The sequence below is a fragment of the Nocardia heshunensis genome (genome assembly GCF_054782115.1).
In genome coordinates, this window is sequence record NZ_BAAGTC010000004.1 from 16,405 (window position 1) to 37,323 (window position 20,919).

The following is a 20,919-nucleotide window of genomic DNA, read 5'->3' on the forward strand; positions in this document are numbered from 1 at the left end:
TGAGCCACGCCACCCGAATTAGGATGCCCGGTACCGACCGTTACGTCCCCGGAGGCAATGTTGCCGAACAATCTCGAAGCCACCATCGATATCGCGGCAGCGCCGGAGCAGGTCTGGAGTGTCGTCTCCGATCTGAAGCGCATTCGCGAATTCAGTCCGCAGACCTTGCGCATGCAGCCGTTGGGACGAACCGTGCACACCGGAACCTGGACGGTGAATCTCAACAAGGCGTCGGGTTACGTCTACCCGACCACGTCCCGGGTCGTGCGATTCGAACCGAACAAGGCGATCGCATTCCGCATGACCGAGAACCGGACGGTCTGGAGCTACACGCTCGAGCCCACGGCGGAGGGCACCCGGCTGGTCCAGCGCCGCGACGTCCCCAACGGCAAACTGCCCGGCTGGCTGCAGAAGGCCATCGACACCGTCTTCGGCGGCGAGCAGCCCTTCGAGGGCGCACTCGTTGCCGGGATGAACGAAACCCTCGGCAAGATCAAGCAAACCGTGGAGCGCTGAGCGTAGGTTCGGCCTATGCGACGACTTACAGCGATCTGCGCCGCGGCCGCCGGTGTCGCGCTGCTGCTGAGCGGCTGCGGCAGTTCGAGTTCCGGCGACCGCACGGTCACCGTCACCGGGACCGGGAAGGTGCAGGGCACCCCGGATGTGCTCAACGCCGATCTGGGCACCGAGGTGAACGCGGCCGATGTGTCCGCGGCGGTGGACCAGGCCAACACTCAGGCCAAGGCGATCACCGACGCCATGGTGACCGCGGGCGCCAAGCGCGAGGACGTGAAAACCAGTGACCTGTCCGTCCAGCCCACCTATGGGCCGGACGGGCACAACATCACCGGCTACAAGGCCACCAACTCCCTGCATGTGGCGGTGCGGGATCTGCCCAAGGCATCGGCGGTGCTCGCGGCGGCGGTGCAGGCAGGCGGCAATGACACCCGGATCAGCTCGGTGGCATTCGGCTTGGAGGACAACACCAAACTGCTTTCCGATGCCCGCGCCCGCGCCTTCGACGACGCCAAGAGCCGCGCCCAGCAGTACGCGGACCTGTCGGGGCTGAAGCTGAAGTCGGTCAAGACGATCAGCGAAAACGGCAGTGGCGTAACGCCTACCCCCACGCCCATGTACCGACAGGCCGTCCCCGGGGCCGCACCGAACATCAGCCTCGAGCCGGGCCAGCAGACGGTCACCTTCGAGGTGACCGCCGTCTGGGATATGGGTTAGTTACTTCCAGTTCGGGAGTTGAACGACCTGCGCGGCGTAGGACAGACCCGCGCCGAAGGCGATGAGCAGGGCGGTGCCGCCAGGTTTGGCGTCGCCGTTGCGCATCATGGCCTCCATGGCCAGTGGGATCGAGGCGGCGGAGGTGTTGCCGGTCTCCTCGATGTCATTGGCCAGGGCGCAACTCTCGGGGAGTTTCAGCACCCGGGCCATGATTTCGATGATGCGGCCGTTGGCCTGGTGCGGGACCATCGCGTCCAGGTCGTCCGTGGTCAGTCCCGCGCGTTCGATGGCGTCGCGGCAGACCTTCTCCAAAGAGTGTGCGGCCCAGCGGAAGACGGCCGTGCCCTCCATGGCGAGATAAGGCCGGACGGCGTCCAGACCCTTCTCGTCGATCTCGGCGAAGAACTCCATCCAGTCCTTGTCCTGACGGATGGCGTGGTGCTGGGTGCCGTCCGAACCCCAGACCGTCGGGCCGATGCCCGGTTCGTCGGAGGGGCCGATCACCACCGCGCCCGCGCCATCGGCGAACAGAAATGCGGTGCTGCGATCGGTCGGGTTGATCGTGTCGGTCAGCCGTTCCACGCCGATGACCAGGGCATTGCGGGCGGTGCCGCCCTTGACCAGGTCCGAGGCCAGTGCCACCGCGTGGCAGAAGCCCGCGCAACCGGCCGAGACATCGAAGGCCGCAACGTTTTTCAGGCCGAGTTCGGTGGCGATCTGCGGGGCCGCGGCGGGCGTGAGCAGGAGCCAGGTGGAGGTGGCGACGATGACGCAATCGATCGACTCCGGATCGATCTCCGCGGCCTCGATGGCGTCGCGCGCGGCCGCCGCGCTCATGCTGATGATCGTCTCCTCGGGGGAGGCGAAGCGGCGGGTGCGGATTCCGGACCGGGTCCGAATCCATTCGTCGCTGGAATCGATGGGTCCCGCGACCTCATCGTTGGTGACGACTCGCTGGGGGCGGTACACGCCGAGCCCGAGCATTGCCGTGTGCTCTGCCCCGCTGATCGAGGCAATTCGAGCAGCCATTGGTTCTCTCCTATGTACTGCGCGTCGAACGTGACCTTCATCGGGTTCCCCACCCCCCACGGAACACTGATGTCACCGCAGACATGAGGCTCCCTCAGCTTAATCGGCCTAGCGCCCCGGGGGTGTGCGTATGCGCACAATGGCGGGGTATTGCGAGGTAGGTCACCAACCTTTCAAGCCCAGGACAGCGGCCGTTCAGGAACCGAGAACGCGAGCGTTGAACTCCCTTCCCGTACGCTGTGATCGCGGTCAAAGACCGCACCTATCCGCGCATGAAAGAGGAGCTTGTGGCCCGCCGACCCACCCCGCCCGGCACTCCGGAACAGACCGGCCTCGGTCACGTCGCCGATCTGATCCGCAAAGCGGTTCCGCCCCTGCATCCGGCGGGTCTGCCCTTCGTGGCCGCGCCGCTCGCGGTGGCCACCCTGGGTTACCGGCGAAAGTGGTTGCGCCGCACGGGATTGCTGGCGGCCGCGGCCTGCGCCACCTTCTTCCGCCACCCGCACCGGGTGCCGCCGAACCGGCCGGGTGTGGTCGTCGCTCCCGCCGACGGTGAGGTCGCCCTCGTCGATATGGCGGTGCCGCCGGCCGAACTCGGTCTCGGCGACGCGCCGCTGCCGCGCGTCAGCATCTTCCTTTCCGTGCTGGACGTGCACGTGCAGCGGGTGCCGGTGAGCGGCCTGGTGGAGCAGATCGCCTACCAGAAGGGCCAGTTCCTCTCCGCCGACCTGCCCGAGGCCAGCGACCGCAACGAGCGCAACAGCATGGTCATCGAGACCGCGTCGGGGCAGCGCGTGGTGGTCGTGCAGATCGCCGGGCTGCTGGCGCGCCGCATCATTTGCGAGGCCAAGGCCGGGGACAAGATCGGCATCGGCGACACCTACGGCCTGATTCGATTCGGTTCGCGCGTGGACACCTATTTCCCCGCCGGTACCTCTCTTCTGGTGACGCCGGGACAGCGGACCATCGGCGCGGAAACGGTGCTGGCCGAACTGGATTCATGATGGAGCAACTCGCGCCCGTGCCCAACGGCCAGCGCCGCCGCAATCGCACCATCATGCTGCTGCCCAGCATGGTGACCATTCTCGGGCTGTGCTCGGGCCTGTCCGCGGTGAAGTTCGCGATGGAGGGCAAGCTCAGCATCGCGCTGGCTCTGGTCGGCGCGGCCGCGGTCTTCGACATGCTGGACGGTCGCATCGCCCGCATGCTGGACGCCACCAGCAAGATGGGCGCGGAACTGGATTCGCTGTCGGACGCCATCGCGTTCGGTGTCACGCCCGCGCTGGTGCTGTACGTGAGCTTCCTGCACGCCGACAGCATCGGCTGGATCATCGCGCTGATGTTCGCGGTCTGCATGGTGTTGCGGCTGGCCCGCTTCAACACGCTGATGGACGACGACAACCGGCCGGACTGGCAGCGCGAGTACTTCACCGGGGTGCCCGCACCCGCGGGCGCGCTCATCGCGCTGCTACCCATTGCGCTGTCGGAGCAGTTCCACGACGGCTGGTGGGTGAGCTTCCCGATGGTCGCCGTGTGGACGGTGCTGACCGGTCTGCTGTGCGTGAGCACGCTGCCGACGCTGGCCATCAAGTCGGTGTCGGTGGCCCCGCGCACCGCGCCGATCCTGCTGGTGCTGGTCGGCTTGGCCGCTGCCCTGCTGGTCACCTACCCGCTGATTCTGATGATGGCGCTGGTCGCTTTGTACCTGTGCCACATCCCGTTCGCGGTGCACTCGGCCCGCTGGGTGGCCGCGCGCCCGGAGACCTGGAATCACAAGCCCGCCGAGCGTCGCGCCCAACGCCGCGCGCAGCGTCGGCAGCGCCCGCTGGCCGGGCGGGTGCCGCGGGTTTCCACCGCCCGCCTGCGCTTGCGCCGTCCGGGCCCGCGCGATCGGGTGCCCAACCGCGCCAACCGCTGAAGTCGGGCGGTCGGCACAGGCAGAATTGACGGGTGCCGGAAATCAAGCTGACCGCTCGCCGGAATTCCGCCGGTGGGGACGCCCGCTGGGGATTGGTGCGTTTGCACCCGGAAGTCCTGATGGCGCTGGGCCTCACGCCCGGCGCGGGCATCACCCTGATCGGTGGTCGGCGCACGACCGCGGTGGTCGGGGAGTTCAAACCGTCGCAGCATCTGGGCCCGAAGTTCGCGCTGCTCGACGAGGTGACGTTGAGCAATGCGAAGGTCCGCGAGGACGAGGGGGTGACCATCCTCCCGGCGTTCGAGTCCGATGCCCGGCAGGTGACCGTCTCCGGTTCGGCGCTGGCCGGGACCATTCCCGCGGCGACGCTGCGGCAGGCCCTGCTGGGCAAGGTGGTGACCGTCGGAGACAGCGTGACCCTGTTGCCGCGCGACCTGCTGCCGGGCGACAACCCGGCGGCCGCGCGAAAGGCCCTGACCGGCTTGCGAATCGCGTGGACCTCGGAGGTGCTGCGGGTCACGGCCACCGATCCGCATCCCGGCCCGGTGACGATCCGGCCCAGCACCTCGGTCACCCTGGGCCTGCCCGGCGGCGTCACCGACACACCCCACGGGCTGATAGACGACGTGCCCATGCTGTCGCCGGGCATCGTGGCCGAGCGTCTCGGCTCCACCTCGACCACCGGCGGCGCGTCCGCCTCGAGCACGCCGGAACCTGCCAAGCCCGCACCGACGGTGGCGGATCTCGCCGGGGTGCAGGCGCAGGCCGCCAAGCTGACGGAGTGGCTCAAGCTCTCGCTCGATGAGCCGAACCTGCTGAAAACCCTTGGCGCGTCACCGCATCTGGGTGCGTTGATCACCGGCCCCGCCGGCGTCGGCAAGGCGACGCTGGCGCGGGCAGTGGCCGGGAAACACCGGGTGGTGGAGCTCGACGGCCCCGCGGTCGGCTCGCTGGAGAGCGGCGGCCGTCTGCTCGAGGTGTCCCACCGGGTGACCGAGATCTGTTCCGGCGCTGGCGGAATCCTGCTGATCACCGATATCGACGCCCTGCTGCCCGAGCTGGCGGAACCGGTGGCCGCGCTGATCCTGGACCAATTGCGCTGTGCCGTGGCGCGTCCGGCGGTCGCGGTGCTGGCGACCACGTCCAATGCGGTGGGCATCGATCCCCGATTGCGGGCGCCGGAGTTGTTCGACCGGGAGGTGTCGCTGCCGCTGCCGAACGGCGCGGTGCGGGCCGCGCTGCTGGAGCGGTTGTTGCGCGATGCCCCGGCCGACGGGTTGAAGCTGGACGAGATCGCCGCGCGCACACCCGGATTCGTGGTGTCGGATCTGGCTGCCCTGGTGCGGGAGGCGGCATTGCGGGCGGCGGCGCGGGCCAGCCGCGAGCATGCGGACACCGGGGTGGAGGTGGATCCGGTGTTCCGGCAGGAGGATCTGACCGGCGCGCTGGAGGTGATCCGCCCTTTATCGAGGTCGGGCTCCGCGGAGTTGGCTATTGGCAACACGAGTCTTGACGATGTCGGCGGCATGGGCGAGACCAAGCAGGCCCTCACCGAGGCGGTGTTGTGGCCGCTGCAGCATCCGGATTCGTTCGCGCGCCTGGGGATCGAGCCGCCGCGGGGCGTGCTGTTGTACGGTCCGCCGGGCTGCGGCAAGACCTTCCTGGTGCGGGCGCTGGCCGGTACCGGTCAGTTGAGCGTGCACGCGGTGAAGGGTGCGGAGCTGCTGGACAAGTGGGTGGGTTCCTCCGAGCGCGCGGTGCGCGAATTGTTCCAGCGGGCGCGGGATTCCGCGCCGTCGCTGATCTTCCTGGACGAGGTGGACGCGCTCGCGCCGCGGCGTGGGCAGTCCAGCGACGCGGGGGTGACGGATCGGGTGGTGGCGGCCTTGCTGACCGAGCTCGACGGGGCGGAGCCGCTGCGCGATGTGGTGGTGGTCGGCGCGACGAACCGGCCCGAGTTGATCGATCCGGCGGTGCTGCGCCCCGGACGGCTGGAGCGGATGGTTTTCGTGCCGCCGCCGGATGCCAAGGCGCGCGCGGATATTCTGCGCAATCTGGTGCGGCGCACCACCGCGCGGTTCACCTCCCTGACGACGGACAGCAAGCTGATGCGGCTGGCCGACGAGCTCGAGGGCTATTCGTCGGCGGACTGTACGGCCCTGCTGCGGGAGGCGGCGCTGGCCGCCATGCGCCGCGATATCGATGCCGGGGAGGTGCGGGCCGAGGATATCCGGGCCGCGCAGCAGGTGGTGCGGCCGTCGCTGGATCCGATGCAGGTGGAGTCGCTGCGGCGGTACGCGGAGTTGCGGGAGTCGGCCGGGCAGGCGGGTGACCCCTCCGGTTACGTCTGATGGCCGGTTGCAAAACAGACCAATAGGTCTGCATCTGGTCCGATTTCTCGGAGTTAGCGGAATATTCGCAAAATAGGCGAGTCGAACCGACCGGTCCGGGTATCGACGGTAACTTTGCGCAGGTGAGGTCGTATCAGGTCGCCGCGGAGACGATCACCGCGCTCGTCGCCGCAACGGTTGCTGGGCTCGCTCTGGCGCTGCCCATCGACTTCGGCTGGACCTCACAGACTTCCGCGCTGCAACTGGATCTGCTGTCCTACAGCCTGCCCCGCGCCATTGCGGCGGGCGTGCTGGTGGCCATGATCGTCGCGGTGCTCATCACCACCCTCGGCAGTCCCAAGGTCGCCTGGGGCACCACCCTGGGCGGGCTGCTGGCGCTGCTGTGCAATCACGTGCTCGGGCACGCCACCGACCCGCACTCCTCGCTGTCCACCATGAATTTCATCGACTCGCTGGCGGGCGGGCTGGTGCTGGGGGCGATGGGCGCGGCGGTGCTGCATCATCGGCTCTCGGCCTTCGCGTGGACGCTGGGCATCCTGATCAGCCTGCTGCTGGGTTCGGTGAATCCGGTGCCGCGGGTCGGCGGCAGCCTCGACGAGGCGCCCGCCGAGCACTGGCACGCCACCGATATGCCGCCCATCTGGATGATCGTGCTGGCGCTGGTGCTGACCGCCTACGGCTTCCTGACCAATCGCAATCGCCCGGTCGCGCAACGACTGTCGATCGAACTGCCGCTGGCCCCGATCCTGGCGGGCGTGGTGCTGGTGCTGGTGACGCTGGCCAGCGCGGAGTGGCTGGCCCGGCACGGGGACAGTCTGGCGGGCATCGGCCTGGCGGTGGTGACGGCGGTGGGCACCGCGCTGATCGCGGCCATGCTGCTGCCGGGCCGCGACGGCGAGATCGTGCTGGTGGCCGTGGGACTCAGCGCGGTGGGCAGCGCGACCATCGCGGCGCAACTGCCCGCGTGGTCGATTCCCTTGCTGGTGGCCGTGACCGCGTTCGGCATGTGGACGGGCAGCAGGCACCCCGGACTGACGGCCTGCCTGGTGGCGGCGATCGCGGTGGGCCTGACGACAGCATTGACCGCGGACACCGATTGGGCGGTGCTGATCGTCGGCGGGGCGGCGGCGGTGTCGTGGCTCATCGGTTTCGGGCTCACCTCGGCCCGGCCGCGCTATGTGCCGAGCCGGGTGCTGGGCACCGCGGTGATCTTCGTGCCGTCGGCGGTGCTGGGCATGCGCGACTATGTGGCGCGTGGCGACTACGCGGTGCAGTCGCGCGATCACCCGCTGATGTGCACGGTGTCCTCGGGCAGCACCTCGACGCCCGCGTGGACCTCGATGCTGGTGGCCGGTGGCTGTCTGGCCGGGCTGATGCTGTTGCGCCGCAATCGCGCACTGCCGGCCGCGCCGATCGCCGCCGAGCCGGAGACCGCCGACTGATTCAGGCGCGCACGGCGTGTTCGAGCCGTTCGGCCGGGACGGCCGGTTGCGCGAACCAGGTCCGGTAGAAGGCCGTCACGAAGGCGGCGAGCAGACCGAGCACCAGGGCACCGGCCGGGGCCGGATGCTCGGCGAAACCGGCCGAGAGGTAGCGGTAGGACAGCAGCAGTCCGGCGAAGAGCGCGGCCCCGCTGCCGACGAGGCGGATGCGGGTGGCGTCCCAGCCGCGTTCCGGTGCGCGCAGGGCGGATTCGATGGTCAGGCACAGCACCGCGCCCGCGACCAGGTCCGCACCGTAGTGGTAGCCGAATCCGAGGGTGGCCGACAGCGTGGCGATGAGCCAGAACGCGCCGCCCCAACGCAGCCAGGCCGGTGCGGGCGCGCCGGTGCTCGGGTCGCGGCGGGAGTGGATGAAGATCGACAGCGCCCAGGCGGTGTGCAGCGACGGCATGCAGTTGCGCGGGGTGTAGTGGTCGAACGCGATCGACCCCGGCGAGAGATCAACCGGTGGAATCACATTGGGCCAGTACTGCCCCAGGGAGAAGGCGTGCCCGTCCGCGCCGAAGGCGAACATCGGCCCGACGACCGGGAAGATGACGTAGAAGATGGGCCCGATCAACCCGAGCACCAGGAAGGTGCGCACCAGGTAGTGCCGGGGCCAGACGCCGGTCTTCACCACATTGCGCAACTGCCAGACGGTGACGATCATCGCGCCCAGCGGCAGTTCGATGTAGACCCAGTGCAGTACCGACGAGGCGACCGGGCTCAGCCAGGCGAGCAGTTGCCCCATCATCCAGGACGGGTCACCGAGGGCGTGGTCGACCAGCACGATGTGCTCGTCGAGGACCCGGGGCCCGGCCAGCACCGTGATGCCCAGCCAGACGTCGGCGACCTTGCTGGAGAGCACCAGCAGGATGCCGAGGGCCCCGGCGTGCAGCGCGTTGGCCCGCTCGGTGCCCTGCCATTTCCACAGTGCCAGCGCCAGAATCGCGATCAGCACCAGCACCGGGCCGTTGCCCATGGCCAGCGGGCCGCCGTTGAGGGTCCGAATCCCTTGGTAGACAAGGTCGATGGCGAGCGCCGCGCCGACCGCGATGCCGCGCCGCCGCCAGGACAGCCCGATCAGGGCCAGGCCGAGTCCGGCCCAGGGCACGGTGAAGGATTTGGCATTACCGGCAAAGTCGTCCCAGATGCTCTCGACGGGTCCGACGAAATGGTGCCGGGTGGCGACGATCTGGAGTGCGATGAGCAGGAGCGCACCGGCGGCCAGCACGAGGGTGAGGCGGGTGCGCGGCGACGGTGTCCACATTCCCTGGCGGCGCGGAGCACCACCGTGACGGGAGCGCGGGTCGTCGAGCAACATCCAGCCATAGTAAACGCCGCATGAACGCCACCCCCATGCCCAGTTGAACGTGGCCTGGGACACCCGATGAACAGCCCCCGGTCAGGGCTTTATCGTCGCTGGCCACGCGTACAGCGTCCGCAGTGCGGCGTAACCGAAATCACAACCGTGCAAGACGGTTTTGGGTTCGAGTCTCAGTGCTCGAGTTCGCGCACCAGCGAGTCCACGACCGCGACCAGATCGCCCTGCGCGGCGGCGGCCACCCGGCGCTGGCGCTGATAGGACGCGCCCCGCTTGGGGATGTCGGCGACCAACGCCAGTTCGTTCTCGCAGCCGAGGCTCTTGGCGGTCGGTTCCAGCCGGTTGAGCAGGTCCATCAGGTCGTCGGTGACGAGCCGTTCGTTGCTGGCCGCGTCGGTGATGATGATGGCGTCCAGGCCGTATCGCGCTGCGCGCCACTTGTTTTCCTGCACATGCCAGGGCGGCAGGATGTCGGGCAGCGGCTCGCCGGATTCCACTCGCCGATCCAGATCGACGATGAGGCAGTGGATCAGCGCCACGATGGCGGCGAGTTCCGACTTGGTCGGGGTGCCGTCGCAGATGCGGACCTCGATGGTGCCCCACTTGGGCGCGGGCCGGATGTCCCAGTGCATCCCGCCGACCTGTTCGAACACACCGGTTTTCATCTGGTCGTGCACGAATCCCTCGAACTGGCCCCAGTTTTCGAACTGGAAGGGCAGTCCGGCGGTGGGCAGTTGCTGGAACATGAGCGCGCGATTGCTGGCGTAGCCGGTGTCCACGCCCGCCCACATGGGCGAGGAGGCGGACAGCGCCAGCAGGTGCGGATAGGACTGCAGCATCGCGTTGAGGATCGGGAAGACCTTCTCCGGGTGCGAGATTCCGACGTGCACGTGCACGCCCCAGATCAGCATCTGGCGGCCCCACCACTGGGTGCGCTCGATCAGCTCGTCGTAATGCGCACTGCGGGTGAGCTGTTGGGCGGACCACTGGGCGAAGGGATGGGTGCCCGCGCAGAACAGGTCGACGCCCATCTTGTCGGCTTCGCGCCGGACCACATCCTGGGTGGCGCGCAGTTCGTCGACCACTTCGCTGACGGTGTCGTGCTTGCTGGACACCAGTTCGACGGTGTTGCGCAGCAGTTCCTTGGTGATCTGCGGGGTGCCGTCCCAGCCGCGCAGATCACCGCACGCCTCGAAAACGGCTGCGGCCGTGTTGGACAGGTCGCGCGTGCGCTTGTCGACGAGCGCGACCTCCCATTCCACGCCGAGCGTGGGCCGAGGCGAAGAGTTGAAGGGGACCTTCGTAGTGCCTGCCCCGGCCATGGCTCACCTCAATAGGTTTCAGGCGATGACGCCGCAGGCGATCCGAGCGCCCGCGTCGCCGGTCGCGAGGGTGTCCGCATCCGGTGCGGGCGCGTACCGGGTGGGAATGTTGCCGAAGTTGTCGGCACCCGCGTGGATGATCAGGGCCTTGCCCTTGATCTCGTCCAGCGTGACGGAATCGGTGGTGGTGGTCAGGGTGGCGGTGCCGTCCTTGAGCACCTCGAGCGAGGTCAGGTCGCCGCTGGACGGGTGCATGCCGGACTCGCCGACCTGCAGATGGCCACCGGCGGAGAGGAAGTCGCCGGTCGCGCCGCCCGCGGGCGGGGCGGAGTTGGCCTCGCACTTGCCGACCGAGTGGATGTGCAGGCCGTGGAAGCCCTGCTTGAGACCGTGCGCCGAGACGATGACCTCGAGGTGGCCGTTCTTGCTGGTGAAGGTGGCGGTGCCGAGGGACTGCCCGTTGGAGTCCTTGAGGGTGGCCGAGACCGAATCCTTCGGCTCGGCGGCATTGCCGAGTCCGCTCGGGCTGCCCGCGGGAGCGGCCGAGCTGGTGAAGACCGCCGGGTTCGTCCCCTTGACGTCACTCGATTCCTGGCTGTTCGAGCACGCGGTGAGGCCGAGAGCGGCGACCGCGAGCACCGGAGCAACAGTCCACCAAGACGGGCGACGAGTCGAGGACGAGGCCATCGGGGAACTCCTTTACGAGTCCGAGTTTATCGGAAAGCAGGGTGGACATAGTTCGTACCGGACAAGATGATGCCAGAGCCACGTGCACATCCCGTGGAGGGGCCATCGTGGTGTTCTGTCGCCCAGTTCTAGTTGCCGGTGACGATGACGATGACACCGGCGGGCGAGTCCACGATTCCGGGGAACCGGGGCTCGGCCGAGCAGCCCAGTTCCGCGGCGATGGCCTGGGCCAACGCCTGCTCCTTGGGCGAACTACCGTAGTACACGGTCGTTTTCGGGATGACACCGTTCGGGTAGTTGCCGACCTCGGCCACATTGAAACCCTCACCGGCGAGCTGATCCCCGGTCTTCTTGGCCAGTCCGGCCACGGTGCCGTTGTTGTAAACCCGTACGGGCAGGGCCTTGTCGACACCCGCGGCGGCCGTGGTGGTCGGCGCGACCGTGGTGGTGGTCGGCGCGGGTGTGGTCGTGGCCGCCGCCGTGGTCGTCGGCGGTGCGACCGGCGCGGTCGTGCTGACCTGGGCCGAATTCTGCTGTGCCGCAGTGGTGCTGGGTGCGGCGCTGCCGGACTGCGAGCTGGTGGTGGCGCTCGCGTCGGAGGAGTCCGAGCTCGACAGCGACATCGCGCCGATCCCCGCGAACACGATGGCCAGCGCGATCAGGACCATCGCCAAGGCCCGCAGCGGCGGACCGCCGGACGGCGGATTCGGGTTGCTCACGGCGTCGAGCCTAATGGGTGCGGGGGTACATGCGCGGGATCACTCACACCTGGAAGCCGAGACGGCGTGCGGCCCTGGTCTTCTGGCGGCTGGCGCGCAGCCGGCGCAGGCGCTTGACCAGCATGGGGTCCGCGGCCAGGGCCTCGGGCCGGTCGACGACGGCATTGAGGACCTGGTAGTAGCGGGTGGCCGAGAGGTCGAACAGCTCCCGGATGGCTTCTTCCTTGGCCCCGGCGTACTTCCACCACTTGCGTTCGAAATCGAGAATATCGAGTTCGCGGCGGGAAAGACCGTGCGCGCCATCCTCGTCGGAGACGCCGTCGGGGCCAGCCGCAGTGATTCCGTCCTCGCTTGCGGGAACGTCTCGTGCCGCTGCGCTGTCCATAGTGCTCCCTCGCCGAGTGGTCACCAGACGAATATGGTGCTTGTGCGTCAGCGATCATTCAACCACGCGGCGCAGACTTCCCGACGCGTACCACTCGGCGTGTTCTGTGACGCGAGCCTCGGCGTGTTGGTGCTCGCGGCGGCATGTCCCGGGGGGTCAGCTTCGGCATAAAGGCAGCCCAGTAGGCTGCTCACCATGGCTATTCTCCCGATTCGCATTGTCGGCGACCCGGTTCTGCACCGCGCGACCACTCCGGTCACGCAGTCCCCGGAGGAGCTGGCCGAGCAGATCGCGGACATGTACGAGACCATGGACGCCGCCAACGGCGTCGGGCTGGCCGCCAATCAGGTCATCCTGAAGGACGAGGACGAGCTCTCCCCGCGCATCTTCGTCTACGACTGCCCCGACGACGTCCCCGGCGGCAAAATGGTCCGCCGCCGCGGCTGCGTGGTCAATCCGGTGCTGGTCACCTCCGAGATCCCGGAAACCATGCCGGATCCCGACGATGACGAAGAGGGCTGCCTGTCGGTGCCCGGCGAGCAGTTCCCCACCGGCCGCGCCGACTGGGCCCGGGTCACCGGCACCGATGAGAAGGGCGAGCCGGTCGACATCGAGGGCCACGGCTTCTTCGCCCGGATGCTGCAGCACGAGACCGGCCATCTCGACGGCTTCCTCTACGTGGACGTGCTGGTGGGCCGCAATGCCCGCGCCGCCAAGAAGTCCATCAAGCGAAACGGCTGGGGCAAGCCGGGTTTGAGCTGGGTGCCGGGCACCGTGCCGGACCCGTTCGGCCACGATGACGACGAAGACGACGACTGACGTACGCCGGTGACCGAACCCGAACTCCCGCCGCTCGGCAAGCGGGTGGTGATCCGCTACCGCCTGCCCGCCGGTTATCCGCAGCCGCTGACGGATGTGATCGGCGAACTCATCGCCACCGACCCGCTGACCGTGCGCACCGCCGACGGCCAGGTGGTCTCGATCGCCTGGGATCAGGTGGTGGTGTGGAAGCCGGTCGGGCCCAGGCCCATTCGGACCAGCGAGATCCGCGCCCTGGAGGCGGCGGCCGCCGACGGCTGGCCGGGCCTGATGCGCTCCTGGGTGGACGGGTGGCTGCTGCGCGCGGGCGAGGGCTACACCAATCGCGCGAATTCGGCGGTGCCGCTGGGCGGTACGGACGGACCGGCGTTGATGAACGAGGACACGCTGCGGCAGATCGGCGAGTGGTACGCCGCGCACGGCCTGCCGCTGGTGCTGCAACTGCCGGATCGGCTGGCCACCGCGCCCGCGGCATGGCGCAACTGGAGCGAAACCCTGGTGCTGGCCGTCGATATCGCGAATGTGCAGCTGCCGCAGGGGCCGCCGATGGTGCGGTTCACCACCGAGCCGGACGGGGCGTGGCTGTCCACGCACCGGCATCGCGGCGGTGACACCGATGTCGGTTCCAGCCCCTCGGTGGAGGTGCTGACCGCGGTGCGCGACGGTGAAGTCACCTTCGCCACACTGGGTTTGCCGTCGCCGCTGGCCATCGGCCGGGCCGCGCTCACCACGGCCCCGGACGGCCGCAAATGGGTCGGCCTGACCTGTGTGGCGGTGGCGGCTGGGCATCGCCGCCACGGGCTGGGCGCGCTGGTGTGTGCGGAGATGATCCGCTGGGGGCAGACGCGCGGGGCGACGCACGCGTACGTGCAGGTGATGGAGGACAACGACGCCGCGCAGGCGTTGTATGGGGAGATGGGTTTCGTGGAGCACCACCGCTACCGGTACGCCGCGCCCTAGATTTTCCGATTTCGCTTTCGATAGACCCTCTTGCTGAAAGGTTCACCGCTCGTGCGCATCGCTACCTGGAACGTGAATTCGATTCGCACCCGGCAGGATCGGGTGCTGGCCTGGCTGGACCGCGCCGACATCGACGTGCTGGCCATGCAGGAAACCAAGTGCAAGGACGAGCAGTTCCCGTTCGAGGCGTTCGAGGCCGCGGGGTACGAGGTCGCGCACGTCGGCTTGAACCAGTGGAACGGGGTGGCCATCGCCTCCCGCGTGGGGTTGGACGATGTCGAGATCGGCTTCCCGGATCAGCCCGGATTCGACAAGGACGCCGGTGAGTCGCTGCTGAGCACGCCGGTGGTCGAGGCCCGCGCGATCGGTGCGACCTGCGGCGGGGTGCGGGTGTGGAGCCTGTACGTGCCCAACGGCCGCGCGCTGGACGATCCGCACTACACCTACAAGCTGGAATGGCTTGCCGCGCTGCGCAATGCGGGCAGCAAGTGGCTCTCGGAGGATCCGGACGCGCAGATCGCGCTGGTCGGCGACTGGAATATCGCCCCGACCGACCTGGATGTCTGGTCGCCGGAATTCTTCGAGGGCAAGACCCATGTGTCCGAACGCGAACGCGACGCCTTCGACGCGTTCGGCGAGGCGGGCTTCAGCGACGTGATGCGCCCGTTCCACCCCGGCCCGGGCGTCTACACCTACTGGGACTACACCCAGCTGCGCTTCCCCCGCCGCGAGGGCATGCGCATCGACTACATCCTCGCCTCCCCCGCCCTGGCGGCCCGCGTCACCGAATCGAACGTGGACCGCGAGGAGCGAAAAGGTAAGGGCGCCAGCGACCATGCCCCGGTCGTAGCCGACCTGGCAGACTGACCGCTCCCGTCATCCCGGCGTGCTTTTGGCCGGGATCCAACGCACGCCTCAGACCGGCCTTGTCTTGATGGCATCACGCGATATGAACACGTCATACGTGCCCGGCGTGGCGATCACCGCGTTGCCGTACGCCGAACGCACGAAAGGCTTTGTGTACCAGGACTGATTCTTCATGTCCTGGAAGAAGTCGGCGTCGCTGCCGTTGAGGAAGATCTGGTTCTGCTTGGTGGCGATGCCGTCCAGGCGCTGCCCGTAGAGGCGGGTCACCTTGTAGCCGGAGTTGAAGCCGAGCGCATTCACCCAGGGTTCGAGTTCCACGATATTGGCCTGTAGCACCCACATATCGCCCTCGACCTGATAGGTCTTGTGCTCGTCGGCGTGGTCCTTGTCACCGTAGAGGGTGAGGTCCACATTCATCATGTGTTCCTGTCCCGCAATGGGTTTGGCCTCGATGTGGGCGGCCTTCACCTCCCCGGTGAGTCCGAGGAACGTCTGCAGCAGCGTGGTGATCCAGAGAATGACCACCGCGACGAGCACGAGACCGACCGCGCCCGCGCCCCGCCCGGCCAGCACCCGCCAGCCGACCTTGCGCGCCTTGAGAACAGCCGTGATCAGCAGAGCGATCGCGCCGATGCCTAGCACCAGCAGCAGAATCTGAATCCAGCCGAAGGTTACCGGGAAGACCATGTCGTAGTTGTACCCGTTGGGCACGACACAACACAGCAGGTCACAAAACGAAGTGTGCGTGTCCTACCGGCGAGTCACGGCTCGCCGGTAGGACACGCACCCGAGAGACCTTAGAACGCAGCCTCGTCCAGCTTCATGATGTCGTTGTCGATGCTCTCGATCACCGTGCGCACGCCCGTGATCAGCGGGAGCTTGTTCTTCGCGAACCACGACGCGACACCGACCTTGCCGGTGTAGAAGTTCTGGTCCTTCGCGTCCGCACCGGCGTCCAGCGCGGCCTGCGCGATGGCGGCCTGCTCCAGCAGCCGCCACGCGATGACGAGATCGCCCACGGCGTACAGGAATCGGACCGAGCCGAGGCCGACCTTGTAGAGCTCGTCGACCTGCTGCTGCGAGGCGAACAGGTAGCCGGTGAGGGTGGCCGCGATGCCCTGCACGTCCTCCAGCGCGGTGCCGAGCAGTCCGCGCTCGACCTTGAACTGGTCGGGGCCGCCGTCGACGAACTTCTTGATCAGGCCCGCGACGTGGCCGAGCGCCACACCCTTGTCACGAACGATCTTGCGGAAGAAGAAGTCCTGCGCCTGGATGGCGGTGGTGCCCTCGTACAGCGAGTCGATCTTGCAGTCGCGGATGTACTGCTCGATCGGGTAGTCCTGCAGGTAGCCGGAACCGCCCAGGGTCTGCAGCGATTCGGTCAGGCTCTCGTAGGCGCGATCCGAGCCGCAGCCCTTGACGATCGGCAGCAGCAGGTCGTTGACCTTCTCCGCCAGCTCGGCGTCGATGCCGTAATTGGCCTGCGCCACATCGGCGTTCTGGTGCGAGGCGCAGTACATGTAGAGCGCGCGCAGACCCTCGGCGTAACCCTTCTGGGTGGCCAGCGAGCGCCGCACGTCCGGGTGGTGGGTGATGGTGACGCGCGGGGCGGCCTTGTCGGTCATCTGGGTCAGGTCCGCGCCCTGCACGCGCTGCTTGGCATACTCCAGGGCGTTCAGGTAGCCGGTGGACAGCGCGCCGGTGGCCTTGGTGCCCACCATCATCCGCGCGTTCTCGATGACCTTGAACATCTGCGCGATGCCGTTGTGCACGTCGCCGACCAGGTAGCCGATGGCCGGGATGTCGCCACCGAAGGTGATCTCACAGGTGGGCGAGGACTTGATGCCCATCTTGTGCTCGACGCCGGTGACCAGCGCGCCGTTCTTGGCGCCGATGGCCATGGTCTCGGTGTCGAACAGGAAGCGCGGCACCACGAACAACGACAGGCCCTTGGTGCCCGGTCCGGCGCCCTCGGGGCGGGCCAGCACCAGGTGGAAGATGTTGTCGGCGGTGTCGCCGACGTCGCCGCCGGAGATGAAGCGCTTCACGCCCTCGATGTGCCAGGTGCCGTCGGCCTGCTGGATGGCCTTGGTGCGGCCCATGCCGACATCGGAACCGGCGTCGGGCTCGGTGAGCACCATGGTTCCGCCCCAGCGGTTTTCCCACGCGAAGGCGGCCCACTTCTGCTGCTCCTCGGTGCCCTCGTCGAAGAGCACCTTGTGCATGAGCGGACCCATGTTGAAGAAGGAGGCCGAGTTGTTGGCGGCCACGATCATTTCCTGGATGCCCCAGATGAGAGCGTTGGGCGCGGGCACCCCGCCCATCTCCTCGGACATGCCCAGACCCGAGTAGCCCGCCTCGTTGACCGCGGCGACGGTCTTCTTGAGCGATTCCGGCACGGTGATGGTGTGCTGATCCGGCAGGAAGACGACGGGGTTGCGGTCAGCATCGGCGAACGATTCCGCGATCGGCCCCTCCGCGAGGCGCTTCGCCTCGGCGAGCATTTCTCGAGCGGTGTCGCCGTCCAGGTCGCCGTAGGCACCCTGGTCCAGCAGTTCCCCGATACCCAATACCTCGAACAAGTTGAACTCGATGTCTCGTAGGTTCGCCTTGTAGTGGGACACGGAAGGGCCTCCTCGGCTGAGTCTTGACTTTTCGAGCGAATCTCGAAGATCAAGGGCGAGGTTGCCGTACGCTCGTCCGGTTACGCAAGCGTAGGCAGGCCTCTTAACCCGGGAAGGCCCTTCCGACCGGCAAAAACCCCGAAATGTTAACCGCGCCGTTATGCGCTCGAGCGTGCTGAACGGCCGTACAGTTCCTTGGCCTGCGCCGGAGTGACGGTCACCGGATTTGCGGGAACCCCGGCTCGCATGTGCTCCTCGAGCAGACGTCCAGTCATGCGACCGATGAAATGCTTGGCCACCTTCAGCTTCAACTGGTCGTTCTTCAGCGCCGCCATGGCAGTGCGGACCGCGGGCGGATAGGCGGCATCGAGCACGCCCGGCTGGTCGAATCCGCCGGTCTCGCGCATCCATTTCGGCAGCGTGGCAATGGCCGCCGGGGCCACCAGGCGACTGCCCGCCCACAGGCTCATGCCCTTCTCGCTGGGCGTGAACAGTAGGTAGTGCATGCCGCGCCGCGCACGTTCGGAGCTGCACAGCTGCGGACGCACGCGTTCGAAGTACTCGCGGACCTCTTCGCGGGAGGTGGGGACATCCTCGGGGCGGCAGGTCTGCAGTTCGGCGGCGATGACGCACTCCCGCCAGTACTGCGCCTCTTCCTCCGGGCTCAGCGGGCCGGGCCCGTACATCTCGTAGCACTTGAGCACCGAGTGCCAGCCGGTGACATGAATCCACAGCTGCGAGTCGGGATTGTTTGCGCTGTAGCGCTTTCCGCTGATCGGCTCGATACCGGTGGCCTTGGCATGCACCTGCATGAGGTGTTCGGACGCCTCGATGGCCATGCGGCTGTCGGCGACGGCCGCGATGAGGAAGTACGCGAAGGTGTGGTCGAGCCGTCCACGCGGGTCGGCGTAGATGCCGCCGACATCGGCCACGGCCGCGGTCAGATCCGGGTCGAAGTGCTCGAGCGTGACCGCGCGCTGGAATCCGATGAGCGCGGTCGGCGCGGTCCACAACTTCCAGGTGACCGAGCCCGGGCCGAAGAAGCCGTAGTCGACCTCGCGGACGGTGCGGGCGGGTGCGTCGAACTGGGGACGCGCGGTCTTCTCAGTCATCGTTCTGCTCCTTTGCAGTGTCGATGGCTAGGCGAATCAGCCTATTCATTCACGAATGTAGCATTTGGTTCAGGGGTTCATCTCGTACACACCGGCAAGCGCCGTGACCTGCTCCAATACCCGCGCGAAGCGGGCATCCGAAGCAACCGGGCGACGGACCAGATCCAAGGCACGGACCTGCTGGGCCTTGGTGGCGGTGGGCTTGGTGTGCAGGGTCAGGGCGTGCTTGGAGAACTCGCGCACGAACAGGTCGAAGAGTTGATCCAGGACGGCCTCGTCGGCCCCCGCGATTTCCGCCTGCTCCAGGATGAGCTGGGCGTACGGCAGGGTCGTGAACAGCTCGCCGAGAGCGAAGAGGAAGTCCACGTCCTCCTGCTGCGCCGCGGTCGGGGTGGCGGCGGCCAGCAGCGTCTGGAAGGCGAGCGCCTGCTCCAGGAAAACCGCGACATTCGGGATGTGCGCGAACTTCTCGAAGACCGGACGCCAGTCGGTGAAGCGGATCTTGCCCAGACCGCTGCTCGGGCCCTGCCGGAACAGGAATTCGTCGTCGGCGCTGTCGCGGCGGGTGGGCACGGGAGCGTGTGCGGCACGGGCGAATTCGGCCCGCAGCGCCGGGACCGCCGTGGCGGCCGGGCCACCGGCGCGACGGCTGGTCCAGCTCAGCGCGCCGGACACCGCGCGCACCGCACCCTTGGGCGCGACACCCGCGCCCGGCAGGTAGCGCAGCGCCGCCAGTGCGGCGTCGGCGGGATGGAACATGAAGTTGGGCATGAACTTCAGCGACAGGGCCATGTTGACGTGGACCGTGCCCTCCAGGCGCGGCAGGCCGAACATGCCGACCATGGCCATGGGGAAGTACATGTCGTTCTCGAAGCCGCGCGCGGCGATCACATCGGCGAGGTCCTCGTAGAGCTTCTGGCCGTGCCGGGTGACCGACATCTTCTCGATGGCATTGAAAAGCAGGTAGCGCCGGTCGTTCTCGTTGGCGCTGCGCATGTAGTCGATGGCCCGCTCGCTGTAGAGCTTCATGCCGATCAGCCGCGCGTAGCTGTCCGCGAGCAGCGATTTCACCTGCGGGAACTCGGTCACGCGGTGCCCGAACAGCATTCGATTGTGCGCGTGGTTCACCGCCTCGAACATGGCGTGCTCGCACGCGCCGACCGCGCCGAAACCGAGGTTGAACTTGCCGACATTGACGGTGTTCATGGCGGCGTCGAACGCGGCCCGCCCGGTGTGCAGAATGTCGGATTCGGCGACCGGGTACTTGTCGAGATCGAAAGCGGCGACGTACATCTGGGAGTCGACGACGTTCTTGCGCAGCTTGTAGTTCTTGTGCCGGGAGTCGGCGGCGAAGAACAGATAGCCGGAGTACTCCTCGTCGGTCATCTTCCGCATGAAGTCGGCGGAGTCGATGATCGGCTTGTCGGCGCGGCGGCCGAAGACCGACACCATGCCCGCGAGATTGCCGTTGCCGATGTAGTACTTGCCGCCGGTGGCGGTGTACCCGCCGCGCGGTTTCGGCTCCAAAACCATGTCCGTGGAGTAGATGTCCGCGCCGTGCTCCTGCTCGGACAGGCCGAAGGCGAAGATCTCGCCGGATTCCAGCAGCCCGGCCGCGCGGGCCTTGGCCTCGGCGTTCGCGCTCTGCCAGATCGGGCCGAGGCCCAGGATGGTGACCTGCCAGACGTACCAGTACTGCATGCCATAGAAGCCGAGGATCTTGCTCATCATGGCGATGCGCGCGGTGTCCCAGCGCTTGTTCGGGTCGTCGCCCGCCTGTTCGGCCGGGGTCAGGAAGGTCGCGAAGACCCGTTCGCGCTTGATGAAGTCCAGGAAGTCCGCGTACCAGACCCGGTCCCGGCTCTCGGCGAGTAGCCGGACCTTGCCGAAGGCTTCGAAGTAATCGACGGTGGCGCGCAGCAGTCGCCGGGACTCCGGATCGAATTCGGCGAATTCGCAGGTCTTCGGGTTGAACAGGCTCTGACTCATCGGGATCCATCTCCTCCGGCCGGGGGCGTCCTCGGCTCAACCGGGTGGTTTCCTACGTGAATGTAGCATTTTTGTGCAGCGATGTAGGAAACGATCTTG

General features: G+C 67.6%; 19 protein-coding genes. 9 read left to right on the plus strand and 10 right to left on the minus strand.

Going from position 1 to position 20,919, the window contains the following annotated elements:
- The first annotated feature begins 60 nt into the window (after positions 1-60).
- Together ACYVN4_RS12740 and ACYVN4_RS12745 are read left to right on the plus strand one after the other, a co-directional pair.
- Positions 61-516 carry an SRPBCC family protein gene (locus ACYVN4_RS12740; protein WP_460720623.1) on the plus strand — a complete coding sequence of 152 codons (456 nt, stop codon included), beginning with the start codon at positions 61-63 and terminating at the stop codon, positions 514-516.
- Between the two features lie 15 nt (positions 517-531).
- The gene (locus tag ACYVN4_RS12745; protein WP_460720625.1) at positions 532-1,233 is read left to right on the plus strand and encodes an SIMPL domain-containing protein; all 702 of its coding nucleotides are present in this window, start codon (positions 532-534) and stop codon (positions 1,231-1,233) included.
- On the opposite strand, the gene ACYVN4_RS12750 is transcribed toward ACYVN4_RS12745, so the two are convergent.
- Positions 1,234-2,262 (minus strand): beta-ketoacyl-ACP synthase III, encoded by a 1,029-nt coding sequence (locus tag ACYVN4_RS12750; RefSeq protein WP_460720627.1) that lies wholly within the window; start codon positions 2,260-2,262, stop codon positions 1,234-1,236.
- Between the two features lie 287 nt (positions 2,263-2,549).
- Here ACYVN4_RS12750 and ACYVN4_RS12755 point away from each other — a divergent pair, with 287 nt between their 5' ends.
- From ACYVN4_RS12755 to ACYVN4_RS12770, 4 genes are all read left to right on the plus strand, one after another.
- On the plus strand, positions 2,550-3,266 hold the full coding sequence (locus ACYVN4_RS12755; protein ID WP_460722606.1) for a phosphatidylserine decarboxylase: 717 nt from the start codon (positions 2,550-2,552) through the stop codon (positions 3,264-3,266).
- Entirely contained in the window at positions 3,266-4,180 is a 915-nt protein-coding gene (gene pssA, locus ACYVN4_RS12760; protein ID WP_460722608.1) for a CDP-diacylglycerol--serine O-phosphatidyltransferase, read from the plus strand. Before ACYVN4_RS12755 ends, pssA begins: the two co-directional genes overlap by 1 nt.
- Positions 4,181-4,212: 32 nt before the next feature.
- Complete coding sequence (locus ACYVN4_RS12765) at positions 4,213-6,531, plus strand: AAA family ATPase (protein ID WP_460720629.1); 2,319 nt, start codon at positions 4,213-4,215, stop codon at positions 6,529-6,531.
- Between the two features lie 122 nt (positions 6,532-6,653).
- A complete protein-coding gene (locus tag ACYVN4_RS12770) occupies positions 6,654-7,973 on the plus strand; it encodes a hypothetical protein (RefSeq protein ID WP_460720631.1) in 1,320 nt (439 codons plus the stop codon).
- 1 nt (position 7,974) lies between these two features.
- On the opposite strand, the gene ACYVN4_RS12775 is transcribed toward ACYVN4_RS12770, so the two are convergent.
- From ACYVN4_RS12775 to ACYVN4_RS12795, 5 genes are all read right to left on the minus strand, one after another.
- Complete coding sequence (locus ACYVN4_RS12775) at positions 7,975-9,282, minus strand: DUF5933 domain-containing protein (protein ID WP_460722610.1); 1,308 nt, start codon at positions 9,280-9,282, stop codon at positions 7,975-7,977.
- Between the two features lie 227 nt (positions 9,283-9,509).
- Positions 9,510-10,658 (minus strand): glutamate--cysteine ligase, encoded by a 1,149-nt coding sequence (locus ACYVN4_RS12780; RefSeq protein WP_460720633.1) that lies wholly within the window; start codon positions 10,656-10,658, stop codon positions 9,510-9,512.
- Between the two features lie 18 nt (positions 10,659-10,676).
- Positions 10,677-11,345: a superoxide dismutase[Cu-Zn] gene (sodC, locus tag ACYVN4_RS12785; protein WP_460720635.1), complete on the minus strand. Its 669-nt coding sequence runs from the start codon at positions 11,343-11,345 to the stop codon at positions 10,677-10,679.
- Between the two features lie 128 nt (positions 11,346-11,473).
- Complete coding sequence (locus tag ACYVN4_RS12790) at positions 11,474-12,064, minus strand: LytR C-terminal domain-containing protein (protein WP_460720637.1); 591 nt, start codon at positions 12,062-12,064, stop codon at positions 11,474-11,476.
- Between the two features lie 43 nt (positions 12,065-12,107).
- The gene (locus ACYVN4_RS12795) at positions 12,108-12,449 is read right to left on the minus strand and encodes a DUF3263 domain-containing protein (RefSeq protein ID WP_460720639.1); all 342 of its coding nucleotides are present in this window, start codon (positions 12,447-12,449) and stop codon (positions 12,108-12,110) included.
- A 195-nt stretch (positions 12,450-12,644) separates the two neighbouring features.
- On the opposite strand from ACYVN4_RS12795, the gene ACYVN4_RS12800 reads away from it, so the two are divergent.
- From ACYVN4_RS12800 to ACYVN4_RS12810, 3 genes are read left to right on the plus strand one after another with little or no spacing between them, the layout of a single operon-like run.
- Positions 12,645-13,268 (plus strand): peptide deformylase, encoded by a 624-nt coding sequence (locus ACYVN4_RS12800; RefSeq protein WP_379358399.1) that lies wholly within the window; start codon positions 12,645-12,647, stop codon positions 13,266-13,268.
- A 9-nt stretch (positions 13,269-13,277) separates the two neighbouring features.
- A complete protein-coding gene (locus ACYVN4_RS12805) occupies positions 13,278-14,228 on the plus strand; it encodes an N-acetylglutamate synthase, CG3035 family (protein ID WP_460720642.1) in 951 nt (316 codons plus the stop codon).
- Between the two features lie 51 nt (positions 14,229-14,279).
- Positions 14,280-15,095, plus strand: coding sequence for an exodeoxyribonuclease III (locus ACYVN4_RS12810; protein ID WP_460720645.1), 816 nt, complete (start codon positions 14,280-14,282; stop codon positions 15,093-15,095).
- A 48-nt stretch (positions 15,096-15,143) separates the two neighbouring features.
- Here the strand turns inward: ACYVN4_RS12810 and ACYVN4_RS12815 are convergent, their stop codons facing one another.
- The 4 genes from ACYVN4_RS12815 to ACYVN4_RS12830 all read right to left on the minus strand — a co-directional run bounded on the left by ACYVN4_RS12815 (position 15,144) and on the right by ACYVN4_RS12830 (position 20,820).
- A complete protein-coding gene (locus ACYVN4_RS12815; RefSeq protein WP_379359569.1) occupies positions 15,144-15,782 on the minus strand; it encodes a hypothetical protein in 639 nt (212 codons plus the stop codon).
- 110 nt (positions 15,783-15,892) lie between these two features.
- Complete coding sequence (locus ACYVN4_RS12820) at positions 15,893-17,719, minus strand: acyl-CoA dehydrogenase (protein WP_460720647.1); 1,827 nt, start codon at positions 17,717-17,719, stop codon at positions 15,893-15,895.
- Positions 17,720-17,877: 158 nt separating this feature from the next.
- A complete protein-coding gene (locus ACYVN4_RS12825; protein ID WP_460720649.1) occupies positions 17,878-18,831 on the minus strand; it encodes an oxygenase MpaB family protein in 954 nt (317 codons plus the stop codon).
- A gap of 69 nt (positions 18,832-18,900) precedes the next feature.
- Entirely contained in the window at positions 18,901-20,820 is a 1,920-nt protein-coding gene (locus ACYVN4_RS12830) for an acyl-CoA dehydrogenase family protein (RefSeq protein ID WP_460720651.1), read from the minus strand.
- Positions 20,821-20,919: the final 99 nt, after the last annotated feature.

What these genes read in the sequence shown, in the direction of transcription:
- ACYVN4_RS12745 (WP_460720625.1), top strand. Translation starts at nt 532, where the DNA reads ATGCGACGACTTACAGCGATCTGCGCCGCGGCCGCCGGTGTCGCGCTG.
- ACYVN4_RS12795 (WP_460720639.1), bottom strand. Translation starts at nt 12,449, where the DNA reads ATGGACAGCGCAGCGGCACGAGACGTTCCCGCAAGCGAGGACGGAATC.
- sodC (WP_460720635.1), bottom strand. Translation starts at nt 11,345, where the DNA reads ATGGCCTCGTCCTCGACTCGTCGCCCGTCTTGGTGGACTGTTGCTCCG.
- ACYVN4_RS12780 (WP_460720633.1), bottom strand. Translation starts at nt 10,658, where the DNA reads ATGGCCGGGGCAGGCACTACGAAGGTCCCCTTCAACTCTTCGCCTCGG.
- ACYVN4_RS12825 (WP_460720649.1), bottom strand. Translation starts at nt 18,831, where the DNA reads ATGACTGAGAAGACCGCGCGTCCCCAGTTCGACGCACCCGCCCGCACC.
- pssA (WP_460722608.1), top strand. Translation starts at nt 3,266, where the DNA reads ATGGAGCAACTCGCGCCCGTGCCCAACGGCCAGCGCCGCCGCAATCGC.
- ACYVN4_RS12800 (WP_379358399.1), top strand. Translation starts at nt 12,645, where the DNA reads ATGGCTATTCTCCCGATTCGCATTGTCGGCGACCCGGTTCTGCACCGC.
- ACYVN4_RS12775 (WP_460722610.1), bottom strand. Translation starts at nt 9,282, where the DNA reads ATGTGGACACCGTCGCCGCGCACCCGCCTCACCCTCGTGCTGGCCGCC.
- ACYVN4_RS12815 (WP_379359569.1), bottom strand. Translation starts at nt 15,782, where the DNA reads ATGGTCTTCCCGGTAACCTTCGGCTGGATTCAGATTCTGCTGCTGGTG.
- ACYVN4_RS12750 (WP_460720627.1), bottom strand. Translation starts at nt 2,262, where the DNA reads ATGGCTGCTCGAATTGCCTCGATCAGCGGGGCAGAGCACACGGCAATG.
- ACYVN4_RS12830 (WP_460720651.1), bottom strand. Translation starts at nt 20,820, where the DNA reads ATGAGTCAGAGCCTGTTCAACCCGAAGACCTGCGAATTCGCCGAATTC.